Source organism: Sorangium sp. So ce131, assembly GCF_051519095.1.
Taxonomy (GTDB): Bacteria; Myxococcota_A; Polyangia; order Polyangiales; family Polyangiaceae; genus Sorangium.
In genome coordinates this window covers 2227764-2250151 of sequence record NZ_CP150455.1, presented here as the reverse complement: position 1 = coordinate 2250151, position 22388 = coordinate 2227764, and the positions used below count along the sequence as shown (strand labels likewise).

At 70.8% G+C, this 22388-nt stretch carries 20 protein-coding genes and 1 pseudogene; 10 read left to right on the top strand and 11 right to left on the bottom strand.

All coding sequences use genetic code 11. From position 1 onward, the window contains the following. The first annotated feature begins 1157 nt into the window (after positions 1–1157). Positions 1158–1775 (top strand): hypothetical protein, encoded by a 618-nt coding sequence (locus tag WMF43_RS08225; protein ID WP_437678864.1) that lies wholly within the window; start codon positions 1158–1160, stop codon positions 1773–1775. Positions 1776–1938: 163 nt separating this feature from the next. Here WMF43_RS08225 and WMF43_RS08220 read toward each other — a convergent pair whose 3' ends face one another. Beyond that, positions 1939–2094: a hypothetical protein gene (locus WMF43_RS08220; protein WP_437678862.1), complete on the bottom strand. Its 156-nt coding sequence runs from the start codon at positions 2092–2094 to the stop codon at positions 1939–1941. 56 nt (positions 2095–2150) lie between these two features. Between WMF43_RS08220 and WMF43_RS08215 the strand changes: the two genes are divergently transcribed. Then, positions 2151–2639, top strand: a complete 489-nt coding sequence (locus tag WMF43_RS08215; protein WP_437678861.1) for a hypothetical protein — start codon at positions 2151–2153, stop codon at positions 2637–2639. A 399-nt stretch (positions 2640–3038) separates the two neighbouring features. On the opposite strand, the gene WMF43_RS08210 is transcribed toward WMF43_RS08215, so the two are convergent. Continuing rightward, positions 3039–5444 carry an FG-GAP-like repeat-containing protein gene (locus WMF43_RS08210; RefSeq protein WP_437678859.1) on the bottom strand — a complete coding sequence of 802 codons (2406 nt, stop codon included), beginning with the start codon at positions 5442–5444 and terminating at the stop codon, positions 3039–3041. On the opposite strand from WMF43_RS08210, the gene WMF43_RS08205 reads away from it, so the two are divergent. Both WMF43_RS08205 and WMF43_RS08200 read left to right on the top strand, forming a co-directional pair. Continuing rightward, entirely contained in the window at positions 5437–5775 is a 339-nt protein-coding gene (locus WMF43_RS08205; protein WP_437678857.1) for a hypothetical protein, read from the top strand. The genes WMF43_RS08210 and WMF43_RS08205 overlap by 8 nt on opposite strands. Positions 5776–6085: 310 nt before the next feature. Next, positions 6086–6919, top strand: a complete 834-nt coding sequence (locus WMF43_RS08200; RefSeq protein WP_437678855.1) for an RtcB family protein — start codon at positions 6086–6088, stop codon at positions 6917–6919. A 45-nt stretch (positions 6920–6964) separates the two neighbouring features. Here WMF43_RS08200 and WMF43_RS08195 read toward each other — a convergent pair whose 3' ends face one another. Beyond that, positions 6965–8389, bottom strand: a complete 1425-nt coding sequence (locus WMF43_RS08195; RefSeq protein ID WP_437678854.1) for an LLM class flavin-dependent oxidoreductase — start codon at positions 8387–8389, stop codon at positions 6965–6967. A 31-nt stretch (positions 8390–8420) separates the two neighbouring features. Further along, positions 8421–8630, bottom strand: a pseudogene (locus WMF43_RS08190) (hypothetical protein); the annotation flags it as partial. Between the two features lie 372 nt (positions 8631–9002). On the opposite strand from WMF43_RS08190, the gene WMF43_RS08185 reads away from it, so the two are divergent. Further along, positions 9003–10274: an acyl-CoA dehydrogenase gene (locus tag WMF43_RS08185; protein WP_437678852.1), complete on the top strand. Its 1272-nt coding sequence runs from the start codon at positions 9003–9005 to the stop codon at positions 10272–10274. Positions 10275–10357: 83 nt separating this feature from the next. Here WMF43_RS08185 and WMF43_RS08180 read toward each other — a convergent pair whose 3' ends face one another. Next, on the bottom strand, positions 10358–11365 hold the full coding sequence (locus WMF43_RS08180; protein ID WP_437678850.1) for an aldo/keto reductase: 1008 nt from the start codon (positions 11363–11365) through the stop codon (positions 10358–10360). A 16-nt stretch (positions 11366–11381) separates the two neighbouring features. Beyond that, positions 11382–12278 (bottom strand): SDR family oxidoreductase, encoded by an 897-nt coding sequence (locus tag WMF43_RS08175; RefSeq protein WP_437678848.1) that lies wholly within the window; start codon positions 12276–12278, stop codon positions 11382–11384. Positions 12279–12400: 122 nt separating this feature from the next. Between WMF43_RS08175 and WMF43_RS08170 the strand changes: the two genes are divergently transcribed. Then, positions 12401–13309: a LysR family transcriptional regulator gene (locus WMF43_RS08170; RefSeq protein ID WP_437678846.1), complete on the top strand. Its 909-nt coding sequence runs from the start codon at positions 12401–12403 to the stop codon at positions 13307–13309. Between the two features lie 206 nt (positions 13310–13515). Here WMF43_RS08170 and WMF43_RS08165 read toward each other — a convergent pair whose 3' ends face one another. From WMF43_RS08165 to WMF43_RS08150, 4 genes are all read right to left on the bottom strand, one after another. Further along, positions 13516–13911 (bottom strand): GFA family protein, encoded by a 396-nt coding sequence (locus WMF43_RS08165; RefSeq protein WP_437678844.1) that lies wholly within the window; start codon positions 13909–13911, stop codon positions 13516–13518. A 479-nt stretch (positions 13912–14390) separates the two neighbouring features. After that, positions 14391–14945, bottom strand: coding sequence for an HdeD family acid-resistance protein (locus tag WMF43_RS08160; protein WP_437678842.1), 555 nt, complete (start codon positions 14943–14945; stop codon positions 14391–14393). A gap of 95 nt (positions 14946–15040) precedes the next feature. Next, positions 15041–15769 carry a hypothetical protein gene (locus WMF43_RS08155; RefSeq protein ID WP_437678840.1) on the bottom strand — a complete coding sequence of 243 codons (729 nt, stop codon included), beginning with the start codon at positions 15767–15769 and terminating at the stop codon, positions 15041–15043. 487 nt (positions 15770–16256) lie between these two features. Further along, the gene (locus WMF43_RS08150; RefSeq protein WP_437678839.1) at positions 16257–16874 is read right to left on the bottom strand and encodes a helix-turn-helix domain-containing protein; all 618 of its coding nucleotides are present in this window, start codon (positions 16872–16874) and stop codon (positions 16257–16259) included. 826 nt (positions 16875–17700) lie between these two features. Between WMF43_RS08150 and WMF43_RS08145 the strand changes: the two genes are divergently transcribed. Then, entirely contained in the window at positions 17701–18312 is a 612-nt protein-coding gene (locus WMF43_RS08145) for a Uma2 family endonuclease (protein ID WP_437678838.1), read from the top strand. A 64-nt stretch (positions 18313–18376) separates the two neighbouring features. On the opposite strand, the gene WMF43_RS08140 is transcribed toward WMF43_RS08145, so the two are convergent. Beyond that, positions 18377–19576, bottom strand: coding sequence for a hypothetical protein (locus WMF43_RS08140; protein WP_437678836.1), 1200 nt, complete (start codon positions 19574–19576; stop codon positions 18377–18379). Between the two features lie 199 nt (positions 19577–19775). Between WMF43_RS08140 and WMF43_RS08135 the strand changes: the two genes are divergently transcribed. From WMF43_RS08135 to WMF43_RS08125, 3 genes are read left to right on the top strand one after another with little or no spacing between them, the layout of a single operon-like run. Continuing rightward, on the top strand, positions 19776–20837 hold the full coding sequence (locus WMF43_RS08135) for a glycoside hydrolase family protein (protein WP_437678834.1): 1062 nt from the start codon (positions 19776–19778) through the stop codon (positions 20835–20837). Further along, positions 20834–21460, top strand: coding sequence for an RNA polymerase sigma factor (locus WMF43_RS08130; protein WP_437678832.1), 627 nt, complete (start codon positions 20834–20836; stop codon positions 21458–21460). The genes WMF43_RS08135 and WMF43_RS08130 overlap by 4 nt, the downstream gene beginning before the upstream one ends. Beyond that, positions 21453–22379, top strand: a complete 927-nt coding sequence (locus tag WMF43_RS08125) for a hypothetical protein (protein WP_437678830.1) — start codon at positions 21453–21455, stop codon at positions 22377–22379. Before WMF43_RS08130 ends, WMF43_RS08125 begins: the two co-directional genes overlap by 8 nt. The last annotated feature ends 9 nt before the right edge of the window (positions 22380–22388 follow it).

The window sequence follows — 22388 nt, the reverse complement described above, 5'->3', positions numbered from 1 at the left end:
GCCGGATGCCCAGCGCCGGCTCCTGGGCAACCCCCGTCACCTCACACCCGCGGTAGCTCGGCACCCCGAGCTGCTCGACCCACGCGGCGAGGATGACGCTGGAAGAGTTCGGCGAGAGCGGTCGAAGCTCGCGTGGTCGCGAGTGCGACAGGCGCTTCACCCGGAGAACAGAAGACCGCGCTCGATTTGGTGAAGGACGCCCTGCCCGGGCGGCATCCAGGAGGCAGAGGGAGCGGGACGCGAACGGTCCCGCCTGCGAGCCCTCGGGAGCGCCTCGGGAGTGAAAGCGAGGAAACAGTGCAGAAGCTGTGTTCTTCCGCCGGCGCTCGAGGCGGTCGCGCCGCCGAGCGACGCGCTGACGACCCGACCGCTGACTTGACACCATCGAATCGCTCGGGCTTAATTCCACATTTGTGTCGCGCGCAAGGCGGCGTCGGTAGCCGCCTGTGCACCTCCCTGTTTGCTCGGAGATCGTCGAGGCGCCTCCTCGTTGCCGGCACCGTTGCTATCGCCCTGTCTGCCTGTTCCCCGCACCCCGCCACACCGGGCGACCCGCCGGACACCACGGAGGATCCGCCCACCACGCCTGACAGCCCACCGGATGACACGCCGGCACATCCGCGCGAGTGCAGCACCGGGCCCACGGTGCTCGTCCATGTGGCCGGGGGCCCCCTCGCTGCCATTCCCGAGGGGGAGGGGGCGGTCGTGAGGCTCGGTCCGGAAGGGAGACAGGCCAAGTACGTGGGCGCTGTCTCCCCCTGCGACATCATCTACACCTCGAGCCTGGGCAACGGCCCCCGTTCTTTCTCCTCGACGGAGCAAACCCTGTTCGCTGCTTACTTCGAGTAGGTCAGCCCCGAGCCCAGGGAGCCGCTGTCCGCGGAGCGAGAGGACCCAACCTGCTCGGTCGAGGTCAGCCCCCGCGGCGGCGGTCGTCAGGCATCTCGAACACCAGGGCTCGCGAGACGCCTTGGCGCAGCATTCCGATCCCCCGGACGAATTTCCGAAGGACCCCACGTGACGGCGGCATCCAGTGAACATCGCGGCCCCGACGAGGGCGGCTCCTGAGCACGCCTGGATCGCGTGCCTCGCACACTGAATGACAAGGTAGGGAGATCGCAATGAAAGGTGGCGTTCGCACCGGTTGGCTCCTGTCGGTGATGGCCCTTTCCACGCTGCTAGGGGCGTGCGGTGACAACGGCGGCGGGCCGAGCAGCAGCGGTGGCGGCAGCGGCGGCAGCACCGGCACCACCATGGTCGGCGACGGCGGCAGCGGCGGCGGAGAAGCGGGAGCTCCGAGCGCTATGCAGGCGTGCTTGGCCATCTGTGAGGCGCACAAGCTGTACGGCTGCGATCCGCCGGATCTGGACTGCGCCGACAGCTGTGGCTTGGTGGTCATCCCGCTGGCCCGCCCCGCGTGCGAGGACGAGGTCTTCGCGTACTATTCGTGCTGGCTGCCTGAAGCCTCCACCTGTAAGGAGGGGTTGCCCGCCGACTGCCAGGACGAGAAGGACGCGTACTACGCGTGCCTCGACGCTCACGGGTGCCGCGACCTGGAGTGCGAATACCCGCACGGCCTGGAGGGTAACGAGTGCGCGTGTTCGGCCGCGTGCCTCAGCAAGAAGCACGAGGTCAAGTGCGGGCCGTCCGAGGACGGCACGACGATGTGCTCGTGTCTCGTCGAGGGAGTCGAGGTCGGGACGTGCGAGGGCGCGCCCAGGGAGGTGTGTCACCTCACGCAGGGCTGTTGCCAGCAGTTCTTCGACATCAACTGACCGCTCGTCTCCGCGAGCGCCGTAATGACTCGGTCCTGGGTCGAAAGAGCGTGGTCCGGGCGGCGCCGAGCGCGCTACGGGGCGCATCGGCGTGCCGTGGGCACACGTGTCCGTCCGGGCGTTGGTCTGGCCCGGGAGGCGCGTCGCGAGACGCTCTACGGCGTCACCGAGCGCCTTGCGGCGCACAACGTTGCTTTTCCAGTACGGTGGTCGCCGCGTGGACGCTGGGAGAGCGTGCTGGAACATCGGTCGGCTCGCCGAGCGCGGAGAGGAAGCGGACGATGTTCCGGGGCTCGGTGACCATGGCGACGAGCTTCATCCGCCCCTTGCAAGTTGGGCAGATGACAAAGCCGAGAGCCTCAGCAGGACGGCCTGGTGCGGCTCTCGCTCAAGCGCGCCTTCGCTGACGGGACTGTCGCGGTGGACATGGATCCGCTCTCGCTCCTGTGCCGCCTCGCGGCCAGCGTCCCGCCGCCGCGCTTTCACACCGTCAAGTACGCGGGCGTGCTCGCCTCGGCAAGTCGCCCACGTTGGCGCGCAAGCGCATCGGACCGCGCCCTGCGAAGCCAGAAGAGCCTACGAAGGCGGACGAAGACGCCGCTTCGAAACGCAAGCGTGGCGGCTATCGGGCGATCGACAAACCGCGCCGAGCTCTTGCGCCGCACATTTGCGATCGACGTCCTCGAGTGCCCAACTTGCAAGGGGCGGATGAAGCTCGTCGCCATGGTGACCGAGCCAAGGAACATCGCCCGCTTCCTCTCCGCGCTCGGCGAGCCGACCGACGTCCCAGCACGCTCTCCCAGCGCCGACGCGGCGGCCGCCGTACTGGAAGAGCACCGTTGTGCGCCGCAAGGCGCCCGGTGACGCCGCATAACGTCTCGCGACGCACCTCCCGGGCCAGACCAACGCCTGGACGGACACGTGTGCCCAGGCACGCCGATGCGCCCCGTGGCGCGCTCGGCGCCGCCCGGACCACGCTCTTTCGACCCAGGACCGAGCCATCACGACGCTCGCCGCCCCACCCTTTCGGTTTGCTGCGCTACACTTCTTCGCGCTGCGATCCGGCTTCTTTTACCTCAACGACAACCTCGACGGTCTGCTCGAAGTCAAAGCCAGGAAGACGAGCCGCTCCAGCCCCTCATCGTCCCAGCTCTCGATCCGTACCATCGCCGCGCGCTCAAAATGCGCTGCCATGCGGCCTGGCGACCACCGCCGCGTTCCCCGCGCAGGTTGCCGCTCCCCGCCGGCGGGAGGAGCGTGGCTCTACGGGAGGCAGCCGTTGAGGAACACGCTCACGCTGTTGCTCCCGTGGTGCGTAACGGCGAGATCGGGCCTGCCGTCGCTGTCGAGATCCGCGGCCACCAGCGCGTAGGAAGGTTCGTCGGTGGCGTGACCGATCGGCTGTGCGAACGTGTCGCCGCCCCGGCTGAGCTGCACGAAGACGCCGCCCCGGTCGGCCGCGTAGGCAAGGTCGAGCCTGCCGTCGCGGTTCATATCCGCCACCGCCAGCCTGTTGGCGCCGTAGCTGAAGTCCCCCGCGGCGACGAAGGACCCGGCGCCGTCGTTGAGCAGCACCCTCGTGGCGCCATAGTCCTTGTGCCCGACCACGAGGTCGGGCGCGCCGTCGTCGTTCACGTCCGCCGCCGTGACGGCCGACGGAGACGCGTTGGTCTCGTAGACCTCGCGGGACGAGAAGGCGCCCGCTCCCTCGTTGAGCAACACGCTCAAGCCCGAGGGGTTCTGGTTCGTCACGGCGAGATCGGGCAGGCCGTCTCCATCCAGGTCCGCTGCGGCCAGGGCCAAGGGGCCCGGGCCCGCATCAAGGCTGATCCGGGGGTCGAAGGTGCCGTCACCCCGGTTGAGCAGCACGTCCACCTCGTCGTCGCTGAAGGCGGCGACGGCGAGGTCGAGGTCGCCGTCGCCGTCGAGGTCCGCCATCGCGAGATCCATGGGCGATGAGCCCACGGCATGGTCGACCGCGGGCGCGAACGCGCCGCCGCCTCGATTGAGCAGCACGCTCACGGTGCCGACGCCGCCATTCGCGACCGCGAGGTCGATCAGGCCATCGCCGTCGAGGTCCCCCGCGGCCACCTCGGAGGCGCGGGCCCCCGTGACGTGGTCGACGGCGGCGGCGAAGGTGCCGTTGCCCTGGTTGAACAGCACGCTCGCGCTCCCGCTGTCGGCGTTCGCGACGGCGAGGTCGAGGTCGCCGTCGTCGTCGAGATCCGCCGACGTGATCCCGCGAGGCTCCGCGCCCGCAGCGTAGCGGACCGGGGCGACGAAGGTGTCGCCCTCGTGGTGGAGGACGCTCACGACGCCGCTGCCGTTGCTCGCGACAGCGATATCGGAGTCGCCGTCGCGGTCCAGGTCCGCGGCCGCGACCGCGACCGGGGCCGCTTCCACCCTGTGGTGGAGGGCGGCGGCGAAGAGGCCGTCGCCTCGGTTGCGCAGCACGCTCACCACGTCGTTGCCGCGATCGGCCACGAGCAGATCCACCCTGCCGTCGCCGTCGAGGTCGGCGGCCGCGACCGCTCGGGGCTCCTGGCCCGCGGCGAGGCTGACAGGCGCGGCGAACGTGCCAGCGCCCTCGTTGAAGAGCACAGTCACATCGTCGCTGCCGGCGTTGGCCACGGCGAGGTCGACGGCGCCGTCGCCGTCGAGGTCGGCGGCCGCGACCGAGGCGGGCGACGTGCCCGCGGCGAAGCTGACAGGCGCGGCGAAGGTGCCGTCGCCCAGGTTGATCAGCACGGTCACGTCGTCGCTGCCGGCGTTGGCCACGGCGAGGTCGAGCCGGCCATCGCCGTCGAGGTCGGCGGCCGCGACCGAGGCGGGCGATGTGCCCGCGGCGAAGGTGAAAGTCCGGTCGAAGCCGCCACCGATACTGCCGCGCAGCACCGTCACGTCGTTGCTGCCGGCGTTGGCCACGGCGAGGTCGATCTTTCCATCGCCGTCGAGGTCGGCGGCCGCGACCGAGACGGGGGACGTCCCCATGCCATAGTGGTACGGTGCGAAGAAGGAGCCGTCGCCTCGGTTGAGCAGCACGCTCAGGTTGTCGCTGCCGGCGTTGGCCACGGCGAGGTCGAGCCGGCCGTCGCCGGTGAAGTCCGCAGCCGCCACCGAGGTGGGTCGGATGCGCACAGTGTATACGATCGCGCGGGAGAAGGTTCCGTCGCTCAGGCCGAACAGCACCACGACGGCGTTCCAGCCGCCGCTGGCGACCGCGAGATCGGGCAGGCGGTCGCCGTTCAGATCGGCCACCACCATCGCCTGTGGATCAAAGACGGGATGCCCGCCGGTGCACGCGGGCGCGACGCACGCGCCCTGGAGGCAGGTCGTGCCGGATGGGCAGGAAGCGATCCATTCGAAGGCGGTGCAGGCGCCGGCCGCGCACGTGGACCTTGCGGTGCACTCGTCGCCGTCGTCGCAGCGCGTGCCCGTCGGCGCGATATCGAAGCCGCATTGGCCGTCGACGCAGCTGCGCGTCCGGCAAACGTCGTCCGTGCCCGGGCAGTCGGCGGGGGAGCGGCACTCGATGCAGTGGCCCAGGCCGTCGCACTCGCCGTCGTGCCGCGAGCACGGGGTGCCGGCCGCGCTCGGCGGGTGGACCGTCATGAAGCCGTCGCAGCGGTCGTCGGTGCACGGGTTCGCGTCGTCGTCCAGGATGCACAAGTCCCCGCCGCCGCCTGCGGAGGACGCCGACGGGTCGCTGCCCCCGCCGCCGCCTGTGGAGGACGCCGACGGGTCGCTGCCTCCGCCGCCTGCGGACGATGTCGAGGCGCCGCTGCCCCCGTCGCCGCCGCTGCCCGAGGAGGACGTCGACGCACCGCCGTCGCCGCCGCTGCCCGAGGAGGACGTCGACGCACCGCCGTCGCCGCCGCTGCCCGAGGAGGACGTCGGCGCACCGCCGTCGCCGCCGCTGCCCGAGGAGGACGTCGACGCGGCCGCTCCACCCGCCCCGCGGTTCCCTTCGGAGCCGCCGCCTCCGCAGCCGGCCAGGTGAGCCACGAGCCAGACACACGTTGCGGCGATCGCGGATGCGCTCTTCATGCAAAACCTCTACGGGGAATGCGTCTGGCCATGTCGGCGCAGCGCTGGACGGGGCCGACCTTAGTCCAGCGAGCGATCCCCTGGGAAGCAGCAGCCCGTGGCGATCATGCTTTCTGCTGCCCATGGCCCGTCGCACGGCGGCGCACAGCTCGCCGGCCCTCTCCACCTGGAGCAATCCGACTCCCGCACACACGATGGTCCGCGCGTCGCGCGTCGCGCGCCGTGCCGACGACACGGTCAGCGCCGCTCTGTTCTCTGCGCCCATGCGCGCAGCCACCCTCCTCGCACGCCGGATCCGCGCGAGATCGCTGCTGACGAAGAACGCCGTCACGATCATGGCCCACGCGGGCTCGGTCGGGCTCGGACACGCGGTCGGCGGCTATTTCAACGAGCGCACCCGCGCCCTGTACCCCGCGGGGGTGCCCCACCCGGCGCACGGCTTTTACGTGCTGCCGGCGGTGGGACCCCACGCCCACGAGGCCTCGGTCTACCTCGATGCGATGAGGAACGCCGCGAACTTCGCGTTTGCGAACCGGCTCTTCCTGGGCCTCATGGGGGTGCGCGCGATGCAAGAGGTCCTTGGCCGGAAGGTCGCGAGCAAGCTCGTGTACGACGCGCCGCACAACCTCATCTGGGAGCCAGACGGCGCCGAGCCGCGGTACCTGCACCGCAAGGGCGCGACGCCCGCCGGGGGCCCGGATGGACACGGCGGCGCGTTCGGGTACACCGGTCACCCGGTGATCATCCCCGGCTCGATGGGCGACGCGAGCTGGGTGCTCGCGGGCGCTGGGCACGCCGAGCTCCTCGCGAGCGCGTGCCACGGCGCGGGCCGCAGCCTCACCCGCGGCCGCTCTGCGCACGCGGACGAGGACCTCTATCGACGGGCGGTGGAGAAGCTGCATGTCGTGACGCCGCTCGACCCCGACGCGCCCTGCGTGCGGCGGCGGCGCGACATCCTCGCGAAGTACCACCAGCGGATGAAGGAGGAGGCGCCGTATGCCTACAAACCCATCACGCCGGTGGTGCGCTCCGTCGAGGATGCGGGGATCGCGCGGCGCGTGGCGCGACTCTGGCCGTTGGTCACGGTCAAGGGATGATGACAGCTGTCGCCGGTGAGCGGCCTCGATTGCGTCAAAGTCTGATTATTCGGCTACGGCGTCGAGGGATGCCGCCGGCTCGCGCCGTTGCCCTGAAGAGCTGGTGCGGTACTTGGCGGCGGGGTGCCGATCGAGCAGCCGCTTCTGGCCGGCGCCGTAGATCTTCTCGCGCAGCGTGCCTGGCTGATACTCGCGCTGCGTGAGGCCGCGCTGCTGTAGCACCGGCACGACGCCGTCCACGAAGTCGACGAACGTGCCCGGCGTGATCGCGTACGCGAGGTTGAAGCCATCGACGCCTGCCGCGACCCAGCGCTCGAGCTGGTCGGCGATCTGCTCTGGCGCGCCCACCAGCACGGGCCCTGCGCCGCCGATGCCGATGTACTTGGCCAGATCGCGCAGCGTCCACTTGCGGGCCGGGTCGGCCTCGGTGAAACCGTGAAGCAGCGTTCGGATGGCGTTGGTCTCGATGTACTCGAGCGGCTGATCGGGGGTAAACGCGCCGAAATCGATGCCCGACCAGCCCGAGAGCAGGGCCATGCTGGCGTCGTAGCTGATGCTCTCCAGGAAGTCGTCGTACTTGCGCTTGGCCTCGGCCTCGGTGCCGCCGGTGATCACCTTCACGTAGGAGAGGAACTTCAGATCATCCGGGTTCCTGCCGAGCGCGCTCGCTCGACTGCGCGTGTCGGCAACGTACTGGCCGACGACGCCCGGGTTCGGCCCCAGCACGAACACGCACTCCGCGTGCTGCGCCGCGAACTGGCGGCCACGCGGCGAGCTGCCCGCCTGGTAGAGCAGCGGGGTGCGCTGCGGCGACGGCTCGCTCAGGTGGATACCGTGAACCTGGAAGTACTTCCCATCCACGTCGACGCTGTGAACCTTCGACGGGTCGGTGTAGAGGCCACGCTGGCGATCCTTGATGACGGCGCCATCTTCCCAGCTCGACTCCCACAGCCGATAGCAGATGTCGAGGTACTCGTCGGCGATGTCGTAGCGTTCGTCGTGCTTGGGCAGGCCCTTTTGTCCGAAGTTCTTGGCGCCGCTCTCCAGGTACGAGGTCACGATGTTCCAGGCGACGCGCCCGCGGGTCAGGTGGTCGAGCGTGGAGACCGTGCGAGCGAACGCGAAGGGATGGTTCTGCAGGACGGAGCTCGTCCAGGCGAAGCCGAGGTGCTCGGTCGCTTGCGCCATCGCCGGGATCAAGGGCAGCGGGTCATTCACGGGCACTTGCGCAGCGCTCGAGACGGCCGCCTCGCGGTTGCCGCGGAACACGTCGTAGACGCCGACCACGTCCGCCAGGAACAGCGCGTCGAACTTGCCGCGCTCGAGCACCTTGGCGAGCTCTACCCACGTGTCGAGCTCGGTGTAGCGCTCCATCGTGTCGCCCGGCTTGATCCACAGCCCGGGAGACTGGTGCACCACGCAGTTCATGTGGAACGCATTGAGAAGAATCCGCTTGGACTGGTTAGACATTTGAGGCTTCGCGGAGGGGAAGGGGGTAGATTCAGGCGAGCACGCCGTTGCTGCTCCACAGCTCGGTGCGGGCCTTTGCGCGCCCTCGGCGCACCAACGGGATCACCGTCTCGCCGAAGCGTGGCAGCTCGTCTTCATAGTGCAGGAAGGCAGCGAGGATCAGGTCGACGCCGACCTCGTGGTACTGGCGAATGCGATCTGCGATCAGCTCGGCGGGGCCGATCAGCCGCGTCTTGAAGCCGTAGCGCTCACGAACATCCATGACGAATTCCGCGGAAGACAACGCGCGAGCCGAACTCCGGCGATCGAGTGCGAGGGTCGAGCAACGCTCGTGCCACACGCGCGCTGGGGTGGGCGCAGCACCGCGGGGGAAGCGGTGACATGACGCGGGTGACCGCCCGCCGGCTGCTGCCCAGCGCGCAGCCGTGCCCTCGCGCTGTTGCTCGGGCAGCAACGCCGCGAGCGCCACGCGCCACAGCGCGCCCGTCTCGGCTTTTGTGACGCGAGCAGACCCATCCGGCCTGGCATGCGGGCTGCGCTCGCCTGGCATGCTGGCTGCAGGGCGCTGGCAAACGGCGGGCATGGCTCGCTGCAACGAGAGATGGAAATCTAAATGACGACGTCGGCCGCGACCAGTGACACCCCCCACAAATCGAGCGCCAAGGCCAGCACCGGCCATGGCCCTTCTGCCATTTTGCAGCTCGGCTCGCCCGAGTTGAAGGCGCTGCTGGCGCAGATCGCTGCCGGCGCCTCCGAGCGCGAAGCCAAGCGCATCGCCCCGCACGAGCAGATCCGGCAGATCGCGGACGCGGGGCTCGGGCGGCTTCGCATCCCTGTCGCCGAGGGCGGCGCGGGCGTCACGCTGCGCCAGCTGTTCGACTTCTTGATCCAGCTCGGCGAGGCCGACTCCAACGTGGTGCACATCCTCCGCGTGCACTACTGGTTCGTGGAGGCGCAGCTGCAGCGGCCGCTCAGCGATCCGCTCCGCGCTCGCAACATAAAGCTCGTCAACGACGGCCATATCTTCGGCAACGGCTTCAGCGAGCAGAGCACGAAGGCGGTCGGCCTCTACTTCGAGACCACGCTCACCCGAGACGCGTCCGGCAAGGGCTATCGCCTCAACGGCAAGAAGTACTACTCGACGGGCAGCCTCTTCTCGACCTACACGCTGATCTTCGCGTCGACACCCGAGGGCAACGTCGCGGCGGCCACCATCCCCGTGAGCCGTGAAGGCCTCAAGCTCGAGGACGATTGGGACGGCTTCGGCCAGCGCCTGACGGGCACGGGCACCACCCTCCTCGAGAACGTCTTCGTGGCCGACGACGAGGTCGAGGTCTACGGTCATCCCGACGGCCCGCAGGCGCCGAGCTACCAGTACGCCTTCTTGCAGCTGTACTTGCAGGCGGTCGCGGCCGGCATCCTGCGCGCGGTGAAGAACGACGCCGTCGCGCTCGTGCGCCGGCGCAAGCGCAACTTTGCCCACGCCCAAGCCAAGGAGCCCACGGCCGATCCGCAGGTGCTGCAGGTCGTCGGCGAGATCGCGGCCGACTCGTTCGCCGCCGACGCCATCGTGCTGGCTGCAGCGGACGTCATCGACGAGGCGGCTCGGTCCGTGAACGATGGCCTGCCCGACAAGGCGCTCGCCGAGCGCGCCCAGATCCATTCGGCGCTCGCCAAGGTGGCCATCGACCGCTTCTCCTACGCCACCGCTGCCCGCTTGTTCGACGTCGGTGGCGCCTCGGCGACGCAGTCCGTCTACAATCTCGATCGGCACTGGCGCAACATTCGCACCGCATCGACCCACAACCCGACGCACGGCAAGGCCACCGCCATCGGCGACTTCGTCGTCAACGGCAAGGCCCCTCCGCTCAACGGCTACTTCTGAGCCGTTCGAGCTCCGAGCGATGCTCCCGAGCTGCGCCCGGCCGGGCGCTTGGCGAAGAGCGGACCGCCGGCTTCGACGAGGTGTCACCTCTCGCTGTCGAGCATGGCCATATGGGCCTCCGCGTAGCGCGTGCCGGCGACCTGGCTCGCGGGCACCGCGGCCTCGAGCGCGGCGATCTCCGACGCGTCGAGGGAGACATCGAGGCTCGACAGCGCCTCCGCGAGCTGCTTACGCGTGCGGCAACCCATCGTCGGGACGATGGTCACGCCCTGCGCCGCCCCCTTCGCGCGGACCCACGCGACGGCGAGCTGCGCGGGGGACACGCCCTTTTCCGCCGCGACGCGCGCCAGCGCGTCGACGAGCGGCTGGTTCCTCTCGGCGTTGCCCGCGGAGAAGCGCGGCATGTGCGCGCGGAAGTCGGCCTCCCCCGAGGGCTTCGCGCCCGTGAGCAGCCCGCGGGACAGGACGCCGTACGCCGTCATCGCGATCCCGAGCTCGCGAAGCGCCGGGATGATGCTGGCCTCCACGCTCCGGCTCACCAGCGCATACTCGATCTGCAGGTCGCAGATCGGATGCACCTTGGCCGCGCGCCGGATCGTCTCCACACCGACCTCGGACAGGCCGATGTAGCGGACGTAGCCCGCCTTCACCATGTCGGCGATGGCGCCCACCGTCTCCTCGATCGGAACACTGGGATCGAGGCGCGACGGCCTGTAGATGTCGATGTGGTCGACCCCGAGGCGCGTCAAGCTGTGCGCCAGGGCGTTCTTCGTCGTGGCCGGACGCGCGTCGTGCCCGAGGATCTCGCCGTCCGGCCCGCGGAGCGCTCCGAACTTGACGCTGAGGAGCGCCTTGTCGCGGCGGCCTCGCAGCGCCTTGCCGACGAGGAGCTCGTTCTTCCCCATGCCGTAGAAGTCGCCGGTATCGAGGACGTTCACGCCGCGCTCGAGCGCCTCGTGAAGGGTCGCGATGCTCTCGGCCTCGTCCGCTGCCCCGTACCAGCTCCCAGCCCCCATGCCCATGCACCCGAGGGCGATGGGAAACACCGAAGGACCGCTCTTGCCCAACCTCACTTGGCTCGTCGTGATCATGCGATGTCCTCCCGTTTCAGGTCTCGAAATAATGCCCTTGCTCGAGGTCGGCGATGAGCCCGGGCTGCCGCGGACTCCATCCCAGCCGCTCGCGCGTCCGCGCGCTCGACGCCGGGTTGTCGAACGCAAAGAAGCGCGCGAGCCAGGCGAAATGCTCGGCCGCTTCCTCGGGCGATCTCGAGACGACCGGCACGCTCAGGCGTCGGCCGATGAGGTCCGCGATGTCTCGAGTCGGCACACCGTCGTCGTCGACCGCGTGAAACGTGGCGCCCGGGGGCCCCTTCTCGAGCGCCAGCCGGTAGAGGTGGGCTGCGTCGAGCCGGTGCACCGCAGGCCACCGGTTGCGCCCGTCGCCCACGTACGCCGAGACCCGCTTGTCGCGCGCGACGCGGATGAGGGCGGGGACGAAGCCGTGATCGCCGTCGCCGTGCACCGACGGCGGGAGGCGCACCACCGATACGCGCACGCCGCGCGACGCCAGCGAGAGGGCGCCCCCCTCGGAGGCCCGGCGGTGCGCGCCGACGGAGCCGGGATCGGGCGGATCCTCTTCCGTGACGACGCGGCCCGGCGCGAGGAGCCCGGTCGCGGAGGTGACGACGAGGGGACGGCCAGAGCCCGCAAGCGCGGCGCCGAGCGCCTCGATCGCGCGCCTGTCGGTCTCGCCGGCGGCCGCCATGTTCGAGAAGTCGTGAACGAACGCCGTGTGGACGACGCCATCCGATGCAGCCGCACCCTGTCTCAGGCTGTCGGCGTCCTCGAGCGCCCCCCGATGCACCGCGGCGCCGGCGGCGGCGAGCGACCTCTCGGCCGCCTCCGAGCGGGCCAGGCCGAGCACCCGATGGCCCGCGCCGAGGAGCTCCTGAACGATGGCAGATCCGATGAAACCCGTGGCGCCGGTGACGAAGACACGCATGGTTCTGGTCTCCTTGCAGAAGGCTGTTCTGCCGCGCTGCCGCGGCCTCGACGCGGAAGAGATTGCGGCTGCGTCGAGCCTTCCGCACGTGCATACTCGGAAGCCTGAGCATGAACAAAAGTATGTCTCGTCCGTTCGACAGGCATCTGCTGGACGGCCTCGGCGTCCTCCGCGCGGTCGTGGAGGCCGGGAGCTTCGTGCGCGCGGGGGAGGCGCTCGGCCTGACGCAATCCGCGGTCAGCCGCGCGGTCGCGCGCGTCGAGGACCGGGTGGGCGTGCGCCTGTTCCGTCGCACCGCCCGGTCCATCTCGCTGACCGACGAGGGGCTTCGCTTCTTCGAGTCCGTCGCGCCCCACCTTTCGGCCATCGAGGATGCGACGATCGAGGCGGCGGGTTCGCGGGCCAAGGTTCGCGGCCGCCTGCGCGTGAACGTCGACGGCAGCATCGGGCAATTCGTGCTGACGCCTCGGCTGGGGCCGTTCCTCGCGCAGCACCCCGACCTCTCCGTGGAGATCGCCGTGCGCGATCGCATGGGGGATCTGGTGCGCGACGGCTTCGACGTCGCCGTCCGGTTCGGCCTCCCGGAGCCGTCTTCGTTGAAGTCCCGCCTGCTCATGCGCACGCGCATCGTCACCTGCGCCTCGCCGGCGTACATCGCGCGCCACGGGGCGCCGCGCCGTCCGAGCGACGTCGAGAAGCATCCGTGCATCCTGATGCGGGATCCCACCACGGGGAGCCATTTCGGATGGGAGTTCGTTCGCGGGAAGAAGGTCGTCCCCGTGAACGCCGCTGGACAGCTGATGGTGAACGGCGTCGGTCCGCTCCTCGCGGCGTGCCTCGCCGGGCAGGGGATCGCGCAGCTCCTCGAGCTCTACACGCGCGAGCTCGTGGCGGACGGGCGGCTCGTTCAAGTGCTCCCGGAGTGGGCCGACGAGACGTACCCCCTCTACGCGTACCATCACGCCGCGCCGCTCATGTCGGCCAAGGTCCGCGCCTTCCTGGAGTTCGTCGTCTCGCTGACGCGCGCGTAGCCCCGGGGCCGTCGGCGCCGCGCGGCGAGAGCCCCTCAGCGCGGAGCGCTCAGTCCGCGGAGGCAGACCTCGAGCCCGGCGCGCAGGTCGCCGTGCGTCGTGACGCCGGACAGATCCGCACCGAGTACTACAGCCGCGGTCAGGGAGCCCGGGCGCGGGCAATCGGCCGATTGCCCGCGCCCGGGCTCCCTAACCGCGGTGTAGTACTAGCGCATGTGCTCGATGTCTTGCGGCATGACCACCCAGCTATGCATTCGCTCTTCATAGACCGAGAACGCTGGACCGGGGAACGCCGGGTCCGCAAAGGCTCCCACCGGTATGGCGATCGTGTCCTCGTACCCGGCCATTGCGTAATAGACGGTGGCGCCACATTCAGGACAGAACGTGAAGGTGCTCTTCGTTCCTTCGTCTCCGATCCGAACGAAGTCCTTCCCGTGCCCCTTTATCTTCACGCTCTCGCGACTGAACCTGGCTTGAGCGCCAAAGACACTCCCGGTTCTTCGCTGGCAGGCCAGGCAGTGACAGACGGACACGCGAATCGGCTCGCCTTCGACTTCGGCCGACAACTTACCGCAACTGCAGCTCGCGAGGCGATTTCTCATGGTGGTGCTCGGGTGGATTACGTCGCCTGACACGCGGTTCAGCGGGCGCGCGCGGTAGTGAGGCGCCGGCCGCCTCGCGCACGATTGGCTGGCCGACCATTCCGGACTCAAGCCCTTCGTAGGCGCCTGACTGTCAGTCGATCGGTCAGCCGAAGCCGCCGGACCAGGTCTATCTAGCTCGTCTCCTTTTGCGGCCTCCCCCATGGGAAGTCTCACGGATCGGCGCTGCGCCGCAAGACCCAAATGCTGTCCAGCGCCATAGGTTGGACCCGTCTAACTCCGGCGGCAGTCGCCGCCTTCCCGGGGGGTCGGGTGCGCCTGGAGGGGCGCGGCGGACGCACAGCCGGAGGTGTCGCGCCGCGTCGTGCCCGGGCCACACGGCGCGGCTGCCTCATCGGGGCGTTGCCGGACACATCCCGGACGGAGAGGAGCGGTCGCCAGAAACTTTGTTCGGGGTGGCGCGGCGCGGTCGTCCCGACTTATACGCGCGCCTCGGACCTCGTGCTGAGCCCGATCAGCAACATGGACGCTCCGCCGACAAGGAGCTGGACGCCGACGAGCAGGCCGATCGCCCACACCGCGGCGCTCGGCCAGCGCATGAGGATCAGGATCCCGAGCGCCAACGAGAGGAGGCCATCGAACACGAGCCAACCCGAGGCTTGCACCCTGCGGTGCTGAGAAGCACGGAGGATCTTGAGGACCCCCTCGGCGGCAAAATACGCGGCCAGGATCGCCGTCAGCGCGAGCTTGCCGGTCAACGGGAACGCCACCACGAGGCCGCCGGCCACCACGTGGACCGCCGCGCTTACGAGCTCCCAACCAGCACCGACCCATGCTCGAGCTCGCAGGGCGTGATAGCCCTCGATCAGGCCGGCGATCAGCATCAACCACCCGATGACAATCGTGGTGGCCAGGGAGGCGACGAAGGGCAGGAGAATCGCGAGGAGCCCGAGCACCATGAAGGCCAGGCCGAGCATCACGAACCAGCCGCGGTTATTCCGTACAGTGTCGACGTCGACCAGCATGAAGCTCATCCCCCCTTCGAACGCTTGAAACGAACGGACCCATAGGCACATCCCCATCGGGGAAGATGGGCCGGCGCCCTCGAGACGGCCCGGCCCGCCCACCTCTACCGAACCGGGCTGCTCTCGCGCGTGCCGCCGACGTCGAAGCGTCCATTGACGCCGGCGAACACGAACGTGTTCACGGTCTTGTTGCTCAGCGACGCAGACTCCGCCCTGCCGCCGGCGCGCCACAGGAAGAGGTTCAGATCGGCGCCGATCACCGGCGAGATGCCCACGCTCTCCGACGGGCGCACGTCGGCGCCAAACTCGATCTTGCCGAGCTCGATGGCGTGCGTGAGCCTCGCCGGCGCCTGGCCCTGGGGCGACTCGACGAACAGGCGGTATCCGGAGCCGACGGTGATGTACGGATCGAACCGGGTATACGGCGACATGTGGTAGGTGCCGTGGATGTCTACCGTCGTGCCGCGCAGCGTGGCCGTGTTCGTCCGTGCCCCGCGGAAGCCGTAGGCCTGGTACTGACCGCTCACGCCGATGGACCAGCGTGGATTGATCCGGTCATCGAGGCTCACGCCGACGGTACCGCCGGGGCCGGCGCCCACGCGGCGGTCCGACGTGATGGAGCCGAACCCCTGTGTGTAGCCCGCCCTGACGCCCAGCTCGAACGCCGCGTTCGGCGCGCGCACCGGTGCCGTCAGCACATCGCCAGCCTGGCGCGAAGCCTCGCCCGGCTCGGACGGCGGGGCGTTCTCGGTCGAGGGCGACGGGCTCTGCGCGAAGGCTGCCGTTGCGGCGGCGCACACGAGCGCTCCCGCTGCGATACCGATCGTCCTCATGGTGTAACCTCTTCTCTGAATCAGCCGGCGGGCCCCCGCGCGGCGTGGCCAGGGTCCGCGCCCGCTTCGAGCATCACGTGTGCCGGCGCACCGGTGTGAGCATTCTGCCCGGACGTCGACCGCGTCAGTGCGCACGCCCGTCAAGGCCCTCCGCTCCATCACCTCCTGTCATCGGGCGGGATCCTGGCATCCGGGGGAATGCGCGCGTCCGGCAGCTCATCGACGGCACCTCGAGCGCTGTCGCGGCGGATCATCGGCACGGACATGGATGGAACGCGGAGGCGTCCTCAGGACGGCGCCGGGGCCCGTGCAGCCACGGCGGCTCGGCGCGCTCGTGGAGACATCGCGTTCGACCGCCGCGCGCCCTCCCCGAGCCACTCCCGCGCGAGCCTGAGCGTCCGGGCGCTCTCGGGCACGTTCCTGAGGAAGCTCTTCTTGAACGTAGGTTTTGCGGGCTCGTCCGACAGAGCCTGGCCCCGGTGGCCTTCTACGCGGCCGCGCTCCCGCGGCGGGCTGCGCCGTTTCCCCCCTCGGTGAGCTTCGCTTCGTGTTTTGCGATCCACTTGCGGACCCGCTGCGAGAGCGGTGACCGTCCGTTTTCGTAGTTGGCGACCGAGCTGCGCGCGAGGCCGAGCTTTCCGCCGAGCTCGGCCTGCGAGAGCCCGAGCTTTTCGCGAAGCACCTTCAGCGATGTCGAGCCCGTCGCCGCTTGCTCGCGCGCCGGCGCGCTCGCCGCTTGCTCACGCGCCGGCGCGCTCGCCGCTTGCTCGCGCGCCGGCGCGCTCGCAGGGCGAGGCGGCACGACCTCGATCGCGCGCACGTCCCGCCGTGGGCGCTCGACCCCCACCGGCGGCAGCTCGGTGCGGGCGGGTTCCGGCGCGGCGCGTCGCGCCACGGTCGCTCGGACGCTCGTCGCGCTCCCCGCGAACTCCTCTCCGCAAAACGGGCAGTGGTCGAACACGAGGAGCTTGCCCGAGTCCGTGCGGAACTCGACGCCTTGGATCGAAGCCGGGAGCCCTCGCGCGCGGCGCTCCTCGCTCGACCACCCGTAAACGAGCGTGAGCCCGGGCCCCTCGAGGTTTACCGGCAGATCGGCCTGACTCATCCGAAGGCAGACCGTTCTGCCATCGCGTGTGCACTGTCTTCCGATGATGGGCATTGTCATCTCCTCTTTTCGAAGGGGGCGCGAGCGCAGGCCTACCCGGTCGAACTTTTGCGCAGTACTGTTCAACTGTCAAGGTGGAGATGCACCAGGTGCGTCAGGCGAGGCCCGGGCGAGGGGTTACGGCACAGCAGCCAGGGCTCGGCGAGGCGCACCTCGGGCTGGGCCAAGCCGTGGAGGGTGTGTCGGCGCAGGCGGGCACGTGGCCCCCTTCCGCCGCTTGCTCCCCCACCCCTCGCGCGTCCGGGCGGGCCGGCGGACGTCGGCGGACGTCGAGTCGCTTCCGGGCTCCATGGGCTACCAGGGCGGCATCGGGCCCGACGGTCGGCCCGAGTCTGCTCCCCTTTCCGGTGCTGAGAGCAGGCCGAGTAGCTGACCGAGGGCCTCGTGCACCAGCCCAGACCGCATGGCGATAGCTCCCATGAATTCGCCAACCGCCGCGCCAATCTTCTTGTTGACCCGGAATGCTACATCGTTGTTGCTCTTCAGCGCTCGATCCGCTGTTCCGGCGATCCGTGGTGAGCGCGTCTTCGAGCTCTATCTGCCCAGCGATCGTCGCCGTTCCCGAAAAAATCCTGGATGGGTCGCGACGTGGGCGCCGCCGCGGCACGACCGTCCAGCCACGTCGCCACCTGGGCGCCGGCTCCAGGACGATCGCCCCAGCCACATCGCTCGCCGCCCGCGTTGAGACGCTCCCGGGCTCCCCGGCGGCGCACGGCGAAGCTCGCCGGCGGCCGCGCGACCGGGTATCCTCCGGCGTATGGCGTCCATGCCGACATCCGTCGTCCCCGAGGCCGAGCGACCGCGGCCCCGCCACGAAGAGAACGACCAGCATATCCTTCTCTACGGGATGACATGGAAGGATTACGAGATCCTCCTCGCCGTGCGAGGAGACCGGGCCGGTGTGCGCATGTACTACCTGAACGGAGCGATCGAGCTGATGAGCCCATCTCGCGATCACGAAGGGATCAAGACGACCATCGCGCGCCTTCTCGAGGCGTACTGCGATGAGCGAGGCATCGAGCTCAGCGGCTACGGCGCGTGGACGCTCCGCAACGAGCTGAAGGCGCGCGGGGCCGAGCCCGACGAGTGCTACATCGTCGGAGACACGAACAAGGAGGTTCCGGACCTCGCCATCGAGGTCGTCTGGACCCATGGCGGGCTCGACAAGCTCGAGATCTACCGCGGCCTCGGCGTCGCCGAGGTCTGGGTGTGGGATCGCGACGAGGGCCTCCGCGTCTTCGCGCTCTCGAACGAGGGCTACCAGCCGCGCGCCCGCAGCGCCTTCTTCCCCGATCTCGACCCCGCCTGGCTCGCCGGCTTCCTCGACCAGCCGACGCAGAGCCAGGCGGTCCGCGCGCTGCGCGCGGCGCTGCGGTGAGGCCGGGGCGCCGCGCAGCGCCCCCCCGGCCGCGGCGGCCCCTCGACGCTCGCGCCGGCGCTGCTCAATACCACTCTCCGCCGATCCCCACCGTGAAGGTGAACGTCGGGCCGTCCGGCAGGAACGCCGGATGGAGCTCCGCGGCGATCGCGAAGCCGTTCCGCCGCGGTCCGTCGCCGTCGAGGCCGCCCAGGATCAGGGCGCCGCGCGCGTGCGCGCCGAAGTACCAGGCCGCGGTGCTCTCGCAGCCGGCGTTCGACGCGAGCCCCGCGTACTCCGCGGAGCAGGACGCGACGGACACGTAATCGATCGACGGACCGGCGCCGAAATCGAGGACATGGAAGAAGGTGAAGCTCGCGAGGAGCGAGTTGTAGTCGATGAACCCCCCATCGAACCCGGCGCTGTTCGCGGTGCTCTCCGGGGTGAGCGTCAGCATCGGGGTGTTCTGGTAATACAGGCCGAACGTGTGGTTGATCTGCACGCCGACCCGGCCTGTCCACGCGAAGGCGGCGCCGGTGCCCGTCGGTGACTTGATGACCCCGCCGCCGAGGGTGCTGCCATACCGGAGCCGGACGCCATCCTTCGTGTCCTCCTCCTCGGGCGCCTTGCCCTCGGGCTCCTTGTCCTCGGGCGCCTTCTCCTCCGGCTCGGCCGGCGCCGGCTCGGGCGCCGTCGCTGTCACCGGGGCTGCGGTCGGGGGCGGCGCAGCGCTCGGCCGCGCCGGCTGGCTCCGGGGTGGACGCGGCGGCGCGGGCGGGACGGGGGACGGCGGCGCGGGCGCGTAGGACGGCGGCGGCGCGGGCGCAGCCGGCTGCGCCGGCCCAACCGGCAGCGCGGGCGCGGCCGGCGGCGGCAGCGCGGGCGGCGGCAGCGCGGGCGGGACCGGCGGCGGCAGCGCGGGCGCGACGACCGGCGGCAGCGCGGGCGCGACCGGCGGCGGCTGTGCCGGCGGCGGCGCGGGCGCGGGCGGCACCGGCGTCGGCGATGGCGACGGGATCGGCGTCGGCGCGGGTGCCGGCGGCGGCGCGGGCGCGGGCGGCACCGGCGTCGGGGCCGGCGACGGCGACGGCGACGGCGACGGCGGCGGCGTCGGCGCCGGGGACGGCGACGGCGTCGGCGCCGGCGCTGGCTGCGCGGAGGCAGACGGAAGCGGCGCCGGGGGAGGCGGCGGGAGGGGAGAGCCGTCCTGGGTCAGGGCCGTCGCCGAGATCGCAAACGGAACGGTGAACGCAGCAAGCGCGGCAAGCCAGCGAAGGGGTGTCATCCGCTTTTCCTCGACGCGCTCCTCGCGGCCGTCAAGCGCGCAAAGGTGCGCGCTGTCGGCCTTGGTGCGCGGCAGCAGAGGATCCGCCCGCCAGCCGCGGAATGCCAGCCCACCGGCGACCCCGAAGGAGCCTCGCATCCCCATCCCTCACTTTCCGTCACGGAATGGGGCGGCTCCGGTCACCAGCCCCCTCGGATCCATGCGTCGAGACCCCAAAGCCCTTCTCCGCGGCATCAGCCCCCTGCTCGGGCTCTTCCTGTCCGTCGCCTGTGTGGAGGAAAATTTCCACCAAGGCGCCACCGAAGGCGGTGGTGCTGGAAATGTCCACGGGACGACCGGCGCGGGTGATGGGGGGGCAGGCCTCATGAGCCCAGGTGGCACCGGCGGCGAAGCAGGGCATGGCGTCGGCACGGGAGACGGCGACGGCGGCAGCGCCGCGAGCGGCGGCAGCGCCGCGGGCGGCGGCGGCGGCGGCGCGGGCGGCGGCGGAGCAGCCGCGGGGCGCCCGTGCAAGCGCGGCATCGCGTACGGCCACCACGCGGTCGCCGACCTCGCGGCCCTCTCGGCCAGCGTCGGCTGGTGGTACAACTGGGCGGACGTCCCCGACGAGGAGCTCCGGGGAGGCGCTTACGTCGACCTGGGCGTCGAGTTCGTACCGATGGTCTGGGGCGGCCGCTTCGACGCCGGCCAGGTCAAGGCGGCCATCCCGAGCGGGGCGAAGTACCTGCTCGCGTTCAACGAGCCGAACTTCTTCGCTCAAGCCGACCTCTCCGCCGCGGAGGCCGCGGCGCTGTGGCCCGAGATCGAGCAGATCGCCGACGAGAAGGGTCTCCAGATCGTCTCGCCGGCCGTGAACTTCTGCGGCGGCGGCTGCCACGAGACCGATCCGTTCGCCTACCTCGACGCCTTCTTCGCCGCCTGCGAGGGCTGTCGCGTCGATTTCATCGCGGCGCACTGGTACGCTTGCGACAGGCCTGCGCTCGAGTGGTACCTCGGCGAGCTCAAACGCTACCGGCGCCCCATCTGGCTGACCGAGTTCTCGTGCGGAGACGGCGCGGATCGATCGCCCGAAGCGCAGGCAGCCTACATGCGAGAAGCGGTGCCCCTCCTCGAAGCGGACCCCGACGTCTTCCGGTACGCCTGGTTCTCCGGGCGGACCGAGGCGATCCCCAACGTCGACCTGCTCGGCGCGCGCGGAGAGCTCACCGCGCTCGGCGAGCTCTACGTCTCGCTGCCCCACGCGGAGAGGTGCAGCCCGTGACCGCCCGCGCGGCGGTCGCTCCGCCTTCGCCGCCGCCCGCCGGCGCGGCCTCCGCCGCCCCCGCGGCCGGCCCGAAGGCCGCGCCGCTCGACTTCGCCGAGGTGTACGAGGAGATCTTTCCCTTCGTCTGGCGGACCGTGCGCCGCCTCGGCGTCGACACCTCCGCGCACGAGGACGTGTGCCAGGAGGTGTTCGTCGTCGTGCACCGGCGGCTCCCCGAGTTCCGGGGCCTCTCGTCGCTGAAGACGTGGGTCTTCGGGATCGCGGTCAACGTCGTGCAGGCGCACCGGAGATCGCTGCGCCGCAAGAGCCCGGCCCACCGCGGGACGGGAGAGACCGTGGATCCGGAGCTGCTCGCAGGGCCGAGCGACCTCAGCCCCTACGAGGCCATGACGAGGGCGGAGGCCGCGCGCGTCGCGCACGACCTCCTTTCGTCGCTCGACGAGGAGAAGCGCGTGGTGCTCCTCCTCGCCGAGCTGGAAGAGATGCCGGTGACGGAGATCGCGCAGGGTATCGGGGTGAACATCAATACCGTGTATGCGCGGCTGAGGGCCGCTCGACAGGCGTTTTCCGACGCGGTGAACCGCCACCACGCCAAGATCCGAGGAGGCCGCAATGGATGAGCTGGAGGCTGGTGAGCGGAGGCTCCTGGACGCCCTTCGCGAGGCGGACGAGCCGACTGACGACGACCGGCGACGGATGCGCGCCGCCGTGTGGGCGAGGCTCGGCCTGGCCGGGACGGCGGCCACCGCCGTGGCCGCGAGCGCGACGAGCGCCGCGGAGGCCGGGGTCGCCGGCGCCACGAGCGCCGCGGAGGCCGGGGTCGCCGGCGCCACGAGCGCCGCGGAGGCCGGGGTCGCCGGCGCCACGAGCGCCGCGGCGGCGGCGCCCACGGTCGGCTCCGCGGCCGCGAGCATGGCCGCGAGCGCGAGCACGGCGGTCGCGAAAGGGGCGGCCTTCACGCTGCTCGGCGCCCCCATGAAGATCGGGCTCGCGACGCTGGTCGTGGGGCTCGCGACGGGCGCAGCGCTCTACCTCCCGACGTCCGGCGGGGCGCCCGAGGCGCCGCGCGCGCAGGAAGCGGCGCGGATCGCGACCCCGGTGCCCCGAACGCCGCACGCCGGCGCATCGAGCGACGACGCGCCTCCCGCGGCCGAGGCCAGCGCTCCCGCCGAACCCAGCGCCACGCCCGCGGCAGCCAGCTCGAAGCGCGCGCCGGCCTCGCGCCCTGCCCCGGCAGCGGCCGCCGCCGCCGCGAGGCCGGGCGGGGGCGGGCTCGACGCGGAGATCGCGCTGCTGCGCGACGCGCAGCAGGCGCTGCAGGCGGGCCAGTTCGCGCAGGCCCTCTCGAAGCTGAACGAGCACGCGAGCCGGTACCCGAGGGGTGTGCTGTCGACCGAGCGCGAGGCGTCCCGCGCAATCGCGCTCTGCCGCTCCGGCCGCGCGGCGTCCGGCAAGGCGATCGCGGCGAAGCTGCTCGCGCAGAGCCCGGGCTCGCCGCTCGCGACGCGCGTGCGCGCCGCGTGCGGGCAGGAGGAGTAGAGTGCGCGG